The sequence below is a fragment of the Pallidibacillus thermolactis genome (assembly GCF_025660415.1).
GTDB lineage: Bacteria > Bacillota > Bacilli > Bacillales > Caldibacillaceae > Pallidibacillus > Pallidibacillus thermolactis.
The window spans coordinates 52,084-68,886 of sequence record NZ_JAOUSE010000006.1 but is presented as its reverse complement, the minus strand read 5'-3'; the positions used below and the strand labels follow the sequence as shown (position 1 = coordinate 68,886).

Sequence of the window (16,803 nt, the reverse complement as noted above, 5' to 3'; positions counted from 1 at the left end):
CCGCTTATGAAACAAATCAATCAATATAGAGGTTCAACGCTTCATACAAAAGGATGGATTCAAGAAGCTGCTTTGAGAATGTTGAATAATAATTTAAATCCGGAAGTAGCTGAAAACCCTGATGAATTAATTGTTTATGGTGGTATAGGGAAAGCTGCTCGTAACTGGGAAAGTTATGAAGCAATTGTACGCGAATTGAAACAATTGGAAAATGACGAAACACTTCTAATCCAATCCGGTAAGCCGGTGGCCGTCTTTCGAACTCATTCAGATGCACCCCGTGTTCTGATTGCCAATTCAAATTTAGTACCTGCATGGGCAAATTGGGAGCATTTCCAAGAATTAGAAAAAAGAGGATTAATGATGTACGGTCAAATGACCGCTGGTAGCTGGATATATATTGGAAGTCAAGGGATTGTTCAAGGAACTTATGAAACATTTGCTGAATTAGCACGCCAACACTTTAATCGTACCTTAAAAGGAAAAATTACTTTAACGGCAGGACTTGGTGGTATGGGGGGAGCTCAGCCACTTGCTGTTACCATGAATGAAGGTGTTTGTATTGCTATTGATGTTGATCCGATTCGTATTAAGCGCCGGATAAAAACTAGATATTTAGATATCTCAACAGATAATGTAAATGAAGCGATTCGTTTAGCTAAAGATGCAGCAACCAAGGGACAACCTCTTTCAATTGGACTATTAGGAAATGCAGCAGAAATCTTGCCAAAAATGTTAGAAATGGGCTTTATTCCTGATGTTCTTACTGACCAAACATCTGCCCACGATCCACTAAACGGCTATATTCCTGCCAATTATACTCTAGATGAAGCAGCAGAATTGCGAAGCAAAAATAAAAAGAAATATATACAACTCTCAAAGAAAAGTATTGCAACCCATGTAAAGGCGATGTTGGAGATGCAAAAGCAAGGTGCAATTACCTTTGATTACGGAAATAATATACGTCAAATCGCTAAAGATGAAGGTGTGGAAAATGCTTTTGATTTTCCTGGCTTTGTTCCTGCTTACATCCGACCACAATTTTGTGAAGGGAAAGGTCCTTTCCGCTGGGTAGCACTGTCAGGAGATCCTGAAGATATATACAAAACGGATGATGTAATTTTAAATGAATTTAGCTACAATGAATCTCTTTGTAACTGGATTCGGATGGCAAGAGAAAAGATTGCCTTTCAAGGCCTACCGTCTCGTATTTGTTGGCTTGGTTACGGAGAACGAACCCGTTTTGGAAAAATAATCAATGAGATGGTCGCAAAAGGCAAATTAAAAGCACCGATCGTGATCGGAAGAGACCATTTGGATTCTGGTTCTGTGGCTTCACCAAATAGAGAAACTGAAGGTATGAAAGATGGTAGTGATGCTGTAGCAGATTGGCCAATTTTAAACGCACTTATTAATGCTGTTGGTGGAGCAAGTTGGGTTAGTGTTCATCACGGTGGTGGTGTTGGAATGGGATATTCTATCCATGCTGGAATGGTTATCGTTGCGGATGGAACAAAAGAAGCCGAAAAACGCCTTGAAAGAGTCTTGACGACTGATCCAGGTATGGGTGTTGTTCGTCATGCTGATGCAGGTTATGAACTTGCAATTAAGACTGCAAAAGAAAAAGGAGTTCATATACCTATGTTGACAACTAAAATATCTCATCAAAAATCAAATTAATAATATTTAAATACGCTCCGCTGATGAAACTGAATCAGCGGTTTTACTTCAATAGTTAAATATTTGTTAAGCAAATCGTCATTTTAAAGAGCTTCTTTTCATAAATCATCAAGATGAGGTGATTAATATTGCTATACCTTCACAATGCAAACCAATTGATTACTGTTAGTGGACACTCTGATTCACCCGCAAGAAAAGAACAAATGCAAGATTTGAAGATGATTGAAAACGGTAGTCTATTAATCTCTGATGGGATAATTTTCGACTTAGGTACAGATGAGGAACTGAGAAAGAAATACCCTGATCTCATTGAAAATGCAGAAAAAATAAACGCCCGAAACAAAATTATTACACCAGGTCTTATAGAGCCCCACACCCATCTAGTTTATGCGGGCTCAAGAGAAAATGAATATGTGATGAGACTTAAAGGAAACAGCTATATGGACATAATGAATGCTGGTGGTGGAATCCATGCAACAACTCGTGCAACCCAACGAGCAAGCTTCCAGCAATTGTACAAAGAAACGAAAAGTAGATTAGATACTTTCTTAAAACAAGGTGTTACAACAGTTGAAATAAAAAGTGGTTACGGACTTACTCTTGAGCATGAATTGAAACAATTAAATGTCTCTAAAAAATTAAATGAAGATCATCCAATTGATATTGTCTCTACATTTATGGGAGCACACGCAATCCCCACTAATTATAAAAATAACCCTGATGACTTCGTTGAAATAGTCGTTGAAGAAATGATTCCTACTGTAGCAGAATTAGGTTTAGCTGAATTTAATGATGTTTTTTGTGAAAAAGGTGTATTCACACCGGAACAATCTAGATTAATACTAGAGGCAGGAAAACGTTACGGTCTATCACCAAAAATTCACGCTGATGAAATAGAACCTTATGGTGGAGCAGAAATAGCAGCAGAAGTTGGAGCAATATCAGCAGATCATTTATTAAAAGCATCAGAAACTGGAATAAAAAAGATGGTTGAGTCCAATGTTATTGGAGTACTCCTTCCCGGTACTGCATTTTTCTTAATGGCAGAATTCGCACCTGCACGCAAAATGATTGATAGTGGATTACCAATCGCTCTTTCTACTGATTCAAATCCGGGTTCATCTCCGACTCTATCCTTACAATTTATTATGAATTTAGGATGTTTAAAAATGGGAATGACACCTGAAGAAGTTCTTACAGCAACAACAATTAATGCAGCCCATGCAATTGATCGAGCAAAGGAAATCGGCAGTTTGGAACCAGGGAAAAAAGCGGATATCGTTATATTTGATGTCCCGAATTATCTATACTTATCTTATCAATATGGAATGAATCATGTTGATACCGTTATTAAAAATGGAATACCTGTTGTAAAACATGGAATCGCTGTTGGTGAAAATTAATTTTAATAAAATGGAGGTACAATAATGAGTAAACCTGAAGCTGGTGTTCCTCAAGTGCAGGTCGAACCTTCAAAGAATTGGAAACATATTACAAAGTTAGCATTTTATAGTTTTATGGGTATCTTTATGTTTTTTATACCTATTACTATCAACGGAAATACATCAATACCATTGGATCATATTGTAACTTGGACTCGTAACAACCTTTCCACTTTCGTTCCATATTATATACTGATTACAATTGCACTAGGTTCTCTATATCCGTTTATGAATGGTACGTGGAAGCAAAACAAAGTAAATGTTGTTATGTCTATTTTTAAAGTTTTGGGTCTGGTTACAGCCGTTTTGTTATTTTTTAATATTGGGCCGACATGGCTTTTTGACCCAAGTATAGGCCCATTTCTCTTTAATAGCTTAGTCACACCAGTTGGCATATTAGTTCCTATAGGTGCAGTATTTCTTGCTATGCTAACCGGATTTGGTTTGTTGGAATTTGTAGGTGTATTAATGCAACCTTTTATGCGTCCGATTTGGAAAACGCCGGGAAGATCAGCCATTGATGCAGTAGCATCTTTTGTTGGTAGTTATTCTATTGGTTTATTAATTACGAATCGAATTTTTAAAGAAGGAAAATACACGATTAAAGAAGCAACAATTATTGCAACTGGTTTTTCCACTGTTTCTGCCACTTTCATGATTGTAGTAGCCAATACTTTAGGGCTAATGGAAAGATGGAATATCTATTTTTGGACTACATTAATTGTTACATTTACAGTAACAGCAATCACGGTTCGATTATGGCCAATAAACAAAATAAGTAATCATTATTATCAAAATAGAGAAGGAACACCAGAAGTAATTGTTAAAAAACAGCGAATAAAAACAGCTTGGCATGAGGCAATGAAAGTTGCACGAAACACACCAAATTTACTCCAACTAACATGGATTAATCTTAAAGATGGATATAAAATGACGATGGCAATATTACCATCCATTATGTCTATTGGCCTCCTGGGCCTCGTACTCGCTGAATATACCTCTGTTTTTGATATTATAGGATATATTTTCTTCCCATTTACTTGGATAGCACAACTACCTGATCCACTATTGGCAGCCAAAGCCGTTTCAATGGGGATTGCAGAAATGTTTTTACCCGCTTTATTAGTTACTGAAGCAGCATTAGTGACAAAATTTGTTATTGGAGTGGTATGTATATCTCAAATTCTCTTTTTCTCAGCCGTAGTTCCTGTTATCTTATCAACAGAAATTCCGATTAGTATCCCTAAAATTATTGTAATATTTGTAGAAAGGACTATTCTTTCCATACTCATTGCTACTCCATTTGCTTTACTATTGCTATAAGATTTATGTCGAAGAGGCTGTCCGGAAATCTGTTTTTTGGAGATGACTAATAAGAAAGTTGGCGGACACTTATCCAGTGGCAGAACCTCAGCCACCGCAAGTGCCTTTGTGGGGACTTCGGCTCTTGTGCCTGACGCTTACGCCTTCATCATATAAGCTTATGCTATTCCCACTGGAGTCGCCGCCGCCAGCTATCCTTAAAAATCTGCTTTCTATGACTTTTTGGACAGTCCTCTCCTCTCACTGACTAATTAAGTCAATATTTGAGGACGAAAATTCTTTATTAAAACGTAATTTCAATGAATTTTTGTTTATAAATTATACCAATCAATAAAACGCTGTCCTACCTTGATTGCTTTCCGCCGCCATCGCCTCTGCCTTTGTAACATGAACGGTTCCACGTGGATGCTCTGGTGGTGCATAGATTGAATAAAGTTTTAGTGGTCGATTTCCCGTATTTTCTACATTATGCCATGTTCCCGCCGGCACCATGATGGCTGTATCATCATCAATCCTTCTTACGATATTTAAGTTATTTCTTCTTCTTCCCATTCGTACAATTCCTTGCCCTTGTTCCACACGTAAAAACTGGTCAACATCCGGATGCACTTCTAATCCAATATCTTCACCAGGTTTAAGACTCATTAATGTAACCTGCATATGTCTCCCTGTCCATAATGCAGTTCGAAAATTGTTATTTCTTTTCGTAGCCTCTTCAATATCAACCACATAAGGATTCGGACCTTGATCGGTAAATTGGCGATCGCCCAATGGATAACCATAGTTTCCATAGTACTCGTGTGGATAATTCCAATAATTCAATTGCCTTATATCATAATTCATCGGGACATGAAAATAATAAGGATAATAATACATAATTTTCCATCCTCTCTCGTAATGAATTGAATAGTAAATCCACCTAATATAAAGGATATTCAAACAAGAATAAGTGGAATGGGCTTTAGCCTATCCAAAAACGTTTTTCAATTTTTCTTAAAAAATGTATTTTACTTTTAATACAAACTTTTTTGAAGATATAGTTGACTATAAAGTATACATACATTTTTAATGTATGCTAATATTAATTAAGGGAAGATTTGGAGGAATAAGATATGTTACCTAATTTTGAGAAAAATTTACAAAAGTATGCAAAACTATTAGTTACAAAAGGCATTAATGTGCAACCAGGAGATTGGGTGAAAATGACCATCTCTGTTGACCAGGCACCTTTAGCACGCCTGATTACGAAAGAAGCCTATACATTAGGCGCAGAAAAAGTTATTGTGAAATGGTCTGATGATGAAATAAGCAAATACCATTATTTACACCAACCAACAGAAGTACTAACAGAAATCCCATCCTATGAGATTGAAGAATCCGAAGATCATGTATTGAATCGTAAAGTTAGTCGATTATCTATCGTATCTAGTGACCCAGGTTTGTTAAATGAGGTTGACCCCTCTAAAGTATCTGCTTATCAAAAAGTTGCAAGTCAGGCTTTTGAGGTGCAGAGAAAGGCGACACAAAATGATGATATTAAATGGACCGTTGCTGCAGCAGCTGGTGCAGGTTGGGCTGCTAAAGTATTCCCAGATTTAAAAACAACCGAAGAACAAGTCGATGCTTTATGGGATCAAATTTTCAAAACATGTCGTGTATACGAAGATGATCCGATAGCAGCATGGGACCGTCATAAAGATTTACTCAATGAAAAAGCAGCAAAATTAAATGAAATACAATTTGACAAACTTCACTTTAAAGCCCCAGGAACAGACTTAATTTTAGGCTTACCTAAAAATCATATTTGGGCATGTGCAGGTAGTGTTAATCCAAAAGGCGAAGAATTTATTGCGAACATGCCAACGGAAGAAGTTTTTACTGCACCGGATACACGCCGGATGGATGGAGTTGTTCGTAGTACAAAACCTTTGAGTTATGCGGGAACACTTATTACAGGCATTGAAGTCCACTTTAAAGACGGCAAAATTGTTGATGTTTCCGCAGAAACTGGTGATGAAATTATGAAAAAATTAGTTTTTGAAAATGATGGAGCAACAGGATTAGGGGAAGTTGCACTCGTTCCTGATCCTTCACCGATTTCACAATCCGGAATTACTTTCTTTAATACATTATTTGACGAAAATGCATCGAACCACCTTGCTATTGGTTCTGCTTATCCAACAACAATTCAAGGTGGAACAAAAATGAGTAAAGAAGAATTAACCGCTCATGGAATGAATGTCTCTACAGTTCATGTAGACTTCATGATTGGATCCAACCAAATGGATATTGATGGAATTAAACAAGATGGTACAGTAGTTCCTATTTTTCGTAAAGGAGATTGGGCATTTTAAAATTCATTCGCAATGAATAAACTATAAAACCCTAACAAGCAATAAATTGTTAGGGTTTTTTGCTCATTGTGATGGAGGCACTACTTATATTTGTTCTCTTTAGATACACTGACATTACTCTTGAAAGAGAAGTTTATAAGTATATTGCATTATATTTCCAAAAGAAATATTGGAGGAATAAAAATGAAAGATATAAAAAGGTTTTTTCGAGGTAACCAATTAGTTAATATTCCTAAAAAGGAGAAGGATAAAGTCTTATTATTTGACTATTTAATTACCTTTTTTGATAAGGAGATTATCTACACTGAGAAGGAGATAAATAATATTTTAAGAGAATTCTATTCAGACTATGCAATCCTTAGAAGATATTTAGTTGATTTCGGTTATTTATCTCGAGAAAGTGACGGAAGTTCATATACCGTTATCGAAAGGAAAGTAATTAAAAAATGAATATTAAAAATTTAGAGAAATGATATATATCATTGTTGGCAAGTAACAAACAAATATGCTTATTCCCAAACTGCTAAAATTAAAAGTCCCAATAAAAAACGTTGAGTAATTTGGTATCTTTAATACATGGAATTTATAACTGTTATTTACCATAGTACTATTATTATTTTAATTTTATTATGATTAAAGTAATGAGTAGATACACAAGTCCAAGGAAATGGAACAAAATATCATTTTTAATTAGCTAATAGAATATTGGAAAAATAATATAAAAAATGCAATTTTAAACCAACGGTACATCACAACTTAGAGGAACATTATTTATTAAATTATCCTTATTTTAAAGGGCATTAATAACTATTAATCCTAAAAAATATATAATAGTTTACTTAACAACATTAATATTATATTTTATTACGCCGCTTCCAAAAAGTGAAAATCAGCCACTTTTTGGCATCCTCTTTTTTTAAAATAATAAATACATTATACTAATATTATGTCCAATTCACACAAACCTCTAGATATTGTCAACTCCCCCTTATTAAATTATAGAATATCTTATACTAAACTACTCTATAAAAAATGATAGAAAATACAAAAAAATCCAGGAATTCATTGTTATCTTAAAATAACTCATTTACTTGCCAAAAATATTATTTTTAGTTCATAATTAAAAGTATTATGCTTTAAATTTTTCTAAACACTTTTAAGTAGTTATATTTCCCAGTATTTTTATAAAAATTTCTACAAATCTCTTAATCTTTAATGATTAATTTTTTAAAAAGAACTACGGAAATTGGAGGGAAGTTATGTTTGAATTACACCTTGATATGTATCAAACTGTTGGTTTAGCAGCTGTTGTATTTTGGTTAGGTAATTTAATAATTAAAAAAAGCTCCTTTTTATCGAAATATTATATTCCTGCACCATTGGTCGGAGGTCTCATATTTGCAATACTTAACACTATTTTTACCGCTAGTGGGACAATGACCATCTCACTTGACGATACATTGCAGTCTATATTGATGACAGTATTTTTTACAACCGTTGGTTTTTCCGCTAGTCTGCCATTAATTCGTCGAGGCGGAAAACTTATTGCTTTAATCTTATTTGTATCAGTGGTCGTCTTAACTATTCAAAATGTCATTGGGTCAAGCATTGCTTCGTTATTTGGTATTGACCCCAGACTAGGTGTCGGAGTTGGTTCGATTGCATTAATGGGTGGTCCTGGCACAGCCGCTGCTTTCGGTGCAACTATGGAAAGTCCAGTTTATGGTGTTGAAGGTGCAACTGCCGTTAGTCTTGCTGCTGCTACGTTTGGACTCATTGCAGGTAGTATGATGGGTGGACCAACGATGCGCAAGCGGATTAGTCATCTTGAACAAAATAGTCAAATTGCAATGCAAGAAGTCGCTGCTACGAGTGAAGATGAGAAAGTATCAATAGAAGAAGATAAATTTGAAACAAATAGTACACGTTTCGTTAGTGCAGGAATGTTGCTCGCGCTTGCTTTAGGAACAGGTGTTATCGTTTCAAAACTTTTAGCAGCTACCGGAATTACATTCCCAGGCTACATGGGGGCACTTGTCATGGGAGCTGTGTTACGAAATATCGTCGAAGCAACAGGGCAAAAATATCCAGACTTTGAAATAAATACAATCGGTGAAGTTTCTTTATCTTTATTCCTTGCAATGGCGATGATGGGACTAGAACTTTGGGTGTTAGCCGATTTAGCAATACCAATTATTGTTATTCTTATTGTCCAAGTTATCTTTATGTTTCTATTTAGTTATTTTATTCTTTTTAATATATTGGGAAAAAATTATCATTCAGCCGTTCAGACTGCAGGCTTTATTGGTTACGCTATGGGTTCAACTTCTAATGCAATGGCAAATATGCAAGCAATCACAAGAAAATACGGTCCTTCTCCAGCATCATATATCGCAATTCCAATCGGCGGGACATTCTCAGACTTCTTTAACGCCATTATTATTACAGCATTTTTAAACTTCTTTACTTGATTGAAAAAGCTTAATAAATAGAATTCATCCGATAAACAGCTTTCCAATGTTTCACTCATGAATCTAAGTTTGCTTTTAGATGATCACATCTATTATATTTTTTCCATGTACAAAAAGTAATTTATTAAAGCTATATGTATAGTAGAAGAAAATAATAAAAATTGGGATACTTCAGGTAAAACTAACCCTTATTATTATCCCAAAACAAATACAATATGAGAAAAAATAAGTTGTAAACTTTTTCTACATTAAAAAACAACCCTAACAAGTAAAAAACTACTTGCCTGGGTTGTTTTTTTATCTTTCATTCAAATTAGAAAATATATTTGGTTTCGATTATTATTCAGCTAAGCCTTGATTTTTCAATAATTCATCTAAAGCTTGAATCGCATCATTTTCATCACTGCCGTCTGCTTTAATTTTAATTTCCGCATCCTTACCAATACCAAGAGCCATGACTCCCATAATGGATTTTAAGTTAACGGATTTTCCATTATATTCTAATTCAATATTGGATTTAAATTTGCTTGCTTCTTGAACTAGTAAAGTTGCTGGTCTTGCATGAATTCCACTTTCTGCAATAACTGTATATGTTTTATCTAACATAATAAAAACACTCCTTCATTCTTATAATAAGTATTTATAATTTTAATTCAGCAGGTTTCCAATCGAAACCCGCTGAGCTGACTACTTAATTGAAATGATATCTTCTTCTTTTAATTGGACAGGACCTGATTTTTCAAGAACAATATTTTCGCCTTCACTTAAATTTGTGAAAACAACAGGTGTAATAATGGACGGTACATGTTCTTTAATAAAGTTAATATCTGCACGAAGTAACGGTTGTCCAGCTTTAACTTCTTCGCCTTCATTTACAAGCGTTTCAAAACCTTCCCCTTTTAAATTAACAGTATCAATACCAAAGTGAATCAAGATTTCTCGTCCGCCTACAGTCTGGAATCCAATGGCATGTTTCGTTGGAAACACATTTATAATTTTACCATCTGCAGGCGCAACTACAAGTCCATCTTCTGGTTCAATAGCAAAACCATCACCCATCATTTTTTGAGAAAATACTTGATCTGGAACTTCACTTATTGGAATAAGTTTTCCCTTAATTGGAGAAATATATTTTTCATTGTTATTAACTTCACTTTGTAAAGTTTCAGGTTTTTCATTTGGTTGTGAGCTTTCTTCTTGATTTTTTGTTTTAACAGGACGCGGTTTCTTTCCGCTCATAATATCTTGGATTTGACTTTTCAATGTATCTGATTTCGGTCCAAAAATAGCTTGAATATTATTTCCTACTTCAAGTACACCAGCTGCACCTAATTTTTTCAATTCTTCTTTATCAACATTATGAATGTCATTTACTTGAACACGTAATCGAGTGATACATGCATCTAAGTGAGCAATATTTTCTTTTCCACCCATTGCTTCCAGAATGTTATAAGGAAGATCATCACCAACAGATACTTTTTCTTCATTTCCATTTTCTTCTGTATCTTCACGACCAGGTGTTTTCAAGTCAAATTTTACAATGAAGAAACGGAAGATGAAGTAGTATAGAACTGCAAATACAAGACCTACAAGGATCACGAGCCACCACGGTTCTTTACCTGGTAAAATTCCAAATTGGAAGAAGTCTATGAAACCACCTGAGAATGTATATCCAATATGAATATCTAACCATGTCAAGATTACAAAAGATAATCCGTCTAACACAGCATGAATAAGGAATAGTACTGGCGATAAGAACAAGAAAGTAAATTCAAGTGGTTCTGTAATACCAGTTAAAGCAGAAGTTAACGCTCCACCAGCAAAGATACCTGCAACAAGTTTTTTCTTTTCTGGTTTAGCAACATGATACATAGCTAAGGCTGCTGCCGGTAAACCAAATAACATAACCGGAAATTCCCCAGCCATAAAATGACCTGCTGTTAACTCAACTCCATCTCGTAGCTGAGCAAAAAAGATTGTCATATCACCACGAACAACTTCTCCAGCTGCTGTTGTGTAAGAACCAAATTCATACCAGAATGGTGCATGGTAAATATGATGCAAACCAAACGGGATCAGTAATCTTTTAATAAATCCAAACATAAATACAGCTAAATACGTACCTTCTTCAATTAACCACATGGAAGCTGAATTTAATGCATTTTGAACCGGTGGCCATACAACGAGTAGAATCAAGCCGACAACAAATGAAAACGCTGCCGTAACGATCGGAACAAATCGTTTTCCTGCAAAGAAACCAAGATATGAAGGCATTTTAATATCATGATATTTATTATAACAAAATGCCGCAATTAAACCTATAATAATACCGCCAAAAACTCCGGTTTGCAGTGTTGGTATTCCTAAAACAGATGCAAAGCTGGGTTCTGTTCCAATATCATCAGCTGTCAAACCAAGCCATGAACCCATCACTTGGTTCATTACTAAATAACCTACAATTGCCGCTAATGCCGCTGCACCGTCACCAGCTAAACCAATAGCAACTCCTGCAGCAAACAACAAGGCTAGGTTTGAAAAAATGATACCGCCTGCCTCTTCCATAACATCGCCTATAAGTTGAATCCAGTCAGCCTGTAAAAATGGAAGTACATCGATCATGTTTTCTTGACCTATTGCATTACCAATTCCCAATAATAAACCTGCGGCAGGCAAAAGTGCTACAGGAAGCATAAGAGCTTTACCGACTTTTTGCAAAGAGCCAAAGATTTTCTTAAACATTTTTTTCACTCCTTTAGTGATTTTTACAATAAATAAATAGGCATGAGTAAAGACAATGTTTGTACATTAGTAGTCTAACCTACTATTCGACAAACATGTCTAAAACTCATGCCTGAATAAATCAGTAACACGTGTTTAAAATATTTAATTTTGACTACCTAATTTACTATAAATTCTTTGCAAATGCATAGTCAAATATACAGCTTCTGCATTTCCCACCGGTTTCTTTAAAGTGTTTTGCATTATTTTTATTAACTTCCAAGAAAGATTATAGCAGAAAGGGTATTCATTTTGCAATGTTAAATTTATATTAGTAGATTCCCCTAATTCATCTCCTTCATGGGTCCTTTCAATAGCGAAGCGTAAGTGCCTGATAAGTCGAATATAGTCAATTGACTTTTTATCAATTTTCGCATTAAATGCATCCTCAATTACATCGACTAATTGCTTTATTAAATTTGAATGCTTATTTACTTCTCCTATTTTTTTATTTTTTATGGCACTATGGATGTGTAATGCAATAAATCCTATCTCATCTTCAGGCAAATGGATATTTACAGCCTCATTCACAATTTTGACCACTTTAGATGCAATGTTAAATTCTTGAGGATACAAGTTTTTAGTTTCAACAAGAAAAGGATTGTGGATTGAAACCCCTTTCATCGTCCTGTATATGGAGAACATTAAATGGTCGGTCAATGCAACATGAATATGCTCATTTAATCTGGCGGTTGTGTGTTTTTTGATATATTCCATCGCATCAATTATTGCATCAAAAATTTCATTATCCATTTGAAGCAATAAACTTTTATATTGCTCTTGTTTATCTTTATCCTTTAGTATAAATATTTTTTCGACGAACCGCTCATCTAGTTGCTCGCCCTTTTTTCTATTAAAACCAATTCCTTTACCAATTAGTACAACTTCCTTATGGTCATGATCTTCGGCTATGATAACATTATTATTTAGTGATTTTTTGACAGTAAACAAATCCATAACTATTCTCCAATCTAATTTTTATACCTTCCTATTTATTATTAATCATATAATTTCATAAAGGTCAACAATAAATGATTGAACAAATTTTAACACTTTACTTTTTTAAAATTCATCTAAAACAGTCCGATAGTCAGAACTACTCTTTATATTTTAAGCCTTTTTCAAAAGAAATTTAATATGTTTTTACATGATTATCTTCATTGTTCTTCATTAGCAGACAAGCGAATATCATTTCTTTAATATTTAACATAAAAACCTCTAATCTCTTGATTCCGAGATTAGAGGTAAGATGAAAATACCCTTTCAATCAATTACTAAATATTTTTCATTTGTCAACTTATTTTATTGAACTTCACTTAAAAAATCGACCATGATGTTAATAAATTCTTCAGGTTGATCGTAATGGATATCGTGTCCTGGAGTATCTACATCAATTCTCTTGCCATTTTGCAATAAACGAACAACACGGTCCGCATCTTCATCGGACAATGCTGCAACTAATAAATCCCCGTCATAATTGGTGGCAGCCTTAATAAAGACAGTTGGTGTTTTGATGTTGGATAACACCTCTTTCTGATCATAATCTTCAAACCAAGTATTGTCATAAAATGTCTCTCCAAACCTGCGATCATATGGATAAGTAACCGATTCAAATATTCTGTTTATTTGTGGTGGCAAGTACTTTAAATGCACGGGTTCATTAGGATGTTTTTTATGATATGCGACAGCATCTTTCGTAAATTTATTCCAAAGAAAATCCCCAAAAACGTTTCTCCAATAACTTCTTTCTAAACTATACTTCAAATAATCTTTTTCATCTGTCTGATTTTTAAAATCTTCGTATAGTTGGAAACCGTATACCCATGCATATGTTTTTTCACGTCTACCTGGTTCAGTCGCAAAGAAAGGAGAATCCTCTATAACAGTCCCTAATATTTTGTCTGGTGAATTTGCCGCCATCCACGCTGCAATCATTCCACCTGACGAATGACCCGAAACGACGGTCTTTTCTCCAATTACCACATCAATAAATTCAATAAAATCTTCTGCCATTGCTTTCGCTGTATATTTCTCAGCATTCCAATCAGATTCACCATGTCCATGACAGTCTACAGCATATACATGATAGTGTTCAGCAAGCTCAGGCAATACTTTTGCATAATCCTCCCATGTCATACCTTGACCGTGAATTAAGAGAAGGGGCGTTTTCCCATTATTTGGACCTTCTCCATAATTCAAAATCGTACCATCTTTGAGCTTCACTTGTTTTTCGACAAATCCAGCTTTATCCAATTTTTTAAGAGGTTTTTCAATATATGTCATATTGTTATAAAAGTAACTTCCTACTAAAAATATGATGAATCCCAAAATGCCTATAAAAACCATTTTTTTCTTCTTCTTCAACAATTGATCATACCCTCTCTATAACTTTTTCAAAAATATTCGTCTTAAAACAACCAATTCAATGTTCATATCTTATCTTAAATAGATTAAATTATGTTCGAATCCTAGATCAACCAATTAAACGTAACAAATCTTGTCATGTTTTGTTGACAACAGATTTATTTCTTATATTCATGGTTATTTTTCTTTGAATATTTTATAAATTATACTGATATTTATTACCTGAATGAAAAAACGAGCGAAAAATGCTCGTTTTTTTGTTGTTTTCTAAGTTCTAATTATTTTTATCTTCTAAATCTATAAGATTATAATTAAATACCCATTATTCTTCTTTAGAAATATGTTTTCCACCGTGATAACAATAGTAATACTTAGCTTTAAGATTTTTGATTTTCATCAAAGACTGTTCGGCATTTTCAAGATCTAAACAAAATTGTGGGTTAGCTATAACTAATTCATTATTCTCTTGAACAGCTGCATCTCCTGTAATTACAGTATCTAGCTCTGGAAAATATAGTGAAATATGTCCTGAAGTGTGACCTGGTGTTGCAATGACTCTACATTTCCCATTTAAAATGGTATCACCGTCATGTACCTTTTTATCAACCGAAACAGGCTTTAAACTCTTTAATTCCTGAATAAACCACTTTCCAAATTCGCTTTCTTCTGTAGACATTTTTTCAAGCATGCTTTCAGCTTGAATTAATCTCTCCGACTTCATTTTACCACTGATATATTTGGATTCAATGTCACTAGCTATAATCTTTACCCATGGATAGTTCCATTTAAAATCATATAATGAACCAACATGATCATGATCGTAATGTGTGATTAATATATTTTTTAATTGCTTCATGTTATAACCTTTTTTTAACATTTCATTTTTAATCAACGGTAAAAGATTTTTATAACCTGTATCTACTAAAGTAAGCTCATCATTCACTATAACTAAACTAGGATATATAATGTCAATTTGCCCATTCAATTCGTATTCGATTGGCAGCTCGATTATTTGCATAATTTCTCCTCCAAGCTCTGTGTTATACATAGTGTATAACTACTTTTATTTAGATCATAAGAAACGATACTTCTACGAAAGGAACTTCTTAAATTTTGATATCACACCATCCTCTTTTTGTAATTATACCTGTTTACATTAACCTCAATTGCTATTTTCATCCCACTTAATTTCATAATTATAAATCCAATCCTGACCTTTACCTGCAAAAACTGGAAGAAGGATCGATAAGATTTTGTCCCTGAACCAACTGGAAATAGGACTAACCCCTTTTTTTCCACTTCCATTTCTTCTTGCTGTTTTCATAATTTTTTCAGCACGTTCCTTTCTCTCAGCTTCAAAATGTTTGAAAATGCCTTCAATTGGTAAGTTTAAATCCTTAATAAGTTTTGCTACATACATACTATCCTCTAACGCAACCGATGCTCCCTGTCCAGCATGCGGGCTCATGGCATGGGCAGCATCGCCAATGAGAACAACCCTTTTTCTAGACCAATTCGGAAGACTGTCGATATCATAAATATTGCTTATAAATATAGATGAGGATTGTTGAATGATATGCTCAATTGGTGGATGCCAATTTTTATGGAGGAAAAGCAACTCTTGTCTTATTTCTTCAGTTTTTAATAATCTAAGCTGTTCTCTAGGCATTTCCTTCTCTTCAGGAATATTACTCCACCACATCACTTCCTCTCCATTGTTCTTATTACACATTGTGTAACCAAAGAACCCCTTATTTCCAAATGTAAAATAAGTAGGATATTCATTGTGTATTCGTTGTTCATCTATTGAGGATGCCGGTGCAAATCCACCAACATTTAGTAACCCTGTATAAACCGGTTTTGGACTGTTTCCAACGACATATTCTCTCGTTTTTGAGTGCACGCCATCTGCACCAATAAGAAAGGTTCCGCTTGTTTCAGTTCCATCCTTGAAAATTGCAATAACACCAGCTTCTTTTTCAATAATCCTTTCCAAACGTTTTTTATAATGGATTTTTATGCCATTTTTTTCAACTTCATGAATAAGGATTTCATGAAAAGTACTTCTAGCAATATTCACTGGAGGCAAACCATATTTTTCACGGGCATTTTGTTTTACACGAGCTAGTACCTTCCCTTTTTCATTTAGAAATTGCATAACAGAACATTCGACTCCCTTTTTCAAAACAACGTCCGCAAGTCCAAGCTCTTCCATTACCTTCATTCCATTTGGAGCAATTTGCAGTCCTCCTCCGATATCCGTTCTTTTTTCATACGCCTCGTAAATTTCCACTTCAAAATTAAGTCGTTTTAAAAACAATCCAGCAGAGGCCCCCGCTATTCCTCCTCCAATAATAATCACTTTATTTGTCACCTTCATCTCCCTTTCTT

The 16,803-nt window shown here is 34.5% G+C and carries 13 protein-coding genes; 6 read left to right on the top strand and 7 right to left on the bottom strand.

What is annotated here, in order from left to right; all coding sequences use genetic code 11:
• Positions 1-6: 6 nt before the first annotated feature.
• The 3 genes from hutU to OEV82_RS03835 all read left to right on the top strand — a co-directional run bounded on the left by hutU (position 7) and on the right by OEV82_RS03835 (position 4,445).
• A complete protein-coding gene (gene hutU, locus OEV82_RS03845) occupies positions 7-1,680 on the top strand; it encodes a urocanate hydratase (RefSeq protein ID WP_263061093.1) in 1,674 nt (557 codons plus the stop codon).
• A gap of 128 nt (positions 1,681-1,808) precedes the next feature.
• Positions 1,809-3,083 carry an imidazolonepropionase gene (hutI, locus tag OEV82_RS03840; RefSeq protein WP_377701379.1) on the top strand — a complete coding sequence of 425 codons (1,275 nt, stop codon included), beginning with the start codon at positions 1,809-1,811 and terminating at the stop codon, positions 3,081-3,083.
• A gap of 24 nt (positions 3,084-3,107) precedes the next feature.
• A complete protein-coding gene (locus OEV82_RS03835; RefSeq protein WP_263061091.1) occupies positions 3,108-4,445 on the top strand; it encodes a YjiH family protein in 1,338 nt (445 codons plus the stop codon).
• A 327-nt stretch (positions 4,446-4,772) separates the two neighbouring features.
• Here the strand turns inward: OEV82_RS03835 and OEV82_RS03830 are convergent, their stop codons facing one another.
• Positions 4,773-5,321 (bottom strand): cupin domain-containing protein, encoded by a 549-nt coding sequence (locus OEV82_RS03830; protein ID WP_173661813.1) that lies wholly within the window; start codon positions 5,319-5,321, stop codon positions 4,773-4,775.
• Positions 5,322-5,557: 236 nt separating this feature from the next.
• On the opposite strand from OEV82_RS03830, the gene OEV82_RS03825 reads away from it, so the two are divergent.
• The 3 genes from OEV82_RS03825 to gltS all read left to right on the top strand — a co-directional run bounded on the left by OEV82_RS03825 (position 5,558) and on the right by gltS (position 9,270).
• Complete coding sequence (locus OEV82_RS03825; RefSeq protein ID WP_263061089.1) at positions 5,558-6,799, top strand: aminopeptidase; 1,242 nt, start codon at positions 5,558-5,560, stop codon at positions 6,797-6,799.
• Positions 6,800-6,982: 183 nt separating this feature from the next.
• Positions 6,983-7,249 carry a DUF2087 domain-containing protein gene (locus OEV82_RS03820; protein ID WP_263061088.1) on the top strand — a complete coding sequence of 89 codons (267 nt, stop codon included), beginning with the start codon at positions 6,983-6,985 and terminating at the stop codon, positions 7,247-7,249.
• Positions 7,250-8,058: 809 nt separating this feature from the next.
• Complete coding sequence (gene gltS, locus OEV82_RS03815; RefSeq protein ID WP_263061086.1) at positions 8,059-9,270, top strand: sodium/glutamate symporter; 1,212 nt, start codon at positions 8,059-8,061, stop codon at positions 9,268-9,270.
• A 339-nt stretch (positions 9,271-9,609) separates the two neighbouring features.
• Here the strand turns inward: gltS and OEV82_RS03810 are convergent, their stop codons facing one another.
• From OEV82_RS03810 to OEV82_RS03785, 6 genes are all read right to left on the bottom strand, one after another.
• The gene (locus OEV82_RS03810) at positions 9,610-9,876 is read right to left on the bottom strand and encodes a phosphocarrier protein HPr (protein WP_173662515.1); all 267 of its coding nucleotides are present in this window, start codon (positions 9,874-9,876) and stop codon (positions 9,610-9,612) included.
• A gap of 81 nt (positions 9,877-9,957) precedes the next feature.
• Positions 9,958-12,009: a glucose-specific PTS transporter subunit IIBC gene (gene ptsG / locus OEV82_RS03805; RefSeq protein ID WP_263061085.1), complete on the bottom strand. Its 2,052-nt coding sequence runs from the start codon at positions 12,007-12,009 to the stop codon at positions 9,958-9,960.
• 144 nt (positions 12,010-12,153) lie between these two features.
• Entirely contained in the window at positions 12,154-13,005 is an 852-nt protein-coding gene (gene glcT / locus OEV82_RS03800) for a glucose PTS transporter transcription antiterminator GlcT (RefSeq protein WP_173660446.1), read from the bottom strand.
• 345 nt (positions 13,006-13,350) lie between these two features.
• Complete coding sequence (locus OEV82_RS03795) at positions 13,351-14,415, bottom strand: alpha/beta fold hydrolase (RefSeq protein ID WP_263061084.1); 1,065 nt, start codon at positions 14,413-14,415, stop codon at positions 13,351-13,353.
• A 319-nt stretch (positions 14,416-14,734) separates the two neighbouring features.
• Positions 14,735-15,430, bottom strand: a complete 696-nt coding sequence (locus OEV82_RS03790; protein ID WP_173660448.1) for an MBL fold metallo-hydrolase — start codon at positions 15,428-15,430, stop codon at positions 14,735-14,737.
• 144 nt (positions 15,431-15,574) lie between these two features.
• Complete coding sequence (locus tag OEV82_RS03785; protein WP_173660450.1) at positions 15,575-16,786, bottom strand: FAD-dependent monooxygenase; 1,212 nt, start codon at positions 16,784-16,786, stop codon at positions 15,575-15,577.
• Positions 16,787-16,803 lie beyond the last annotated feature (17 nt).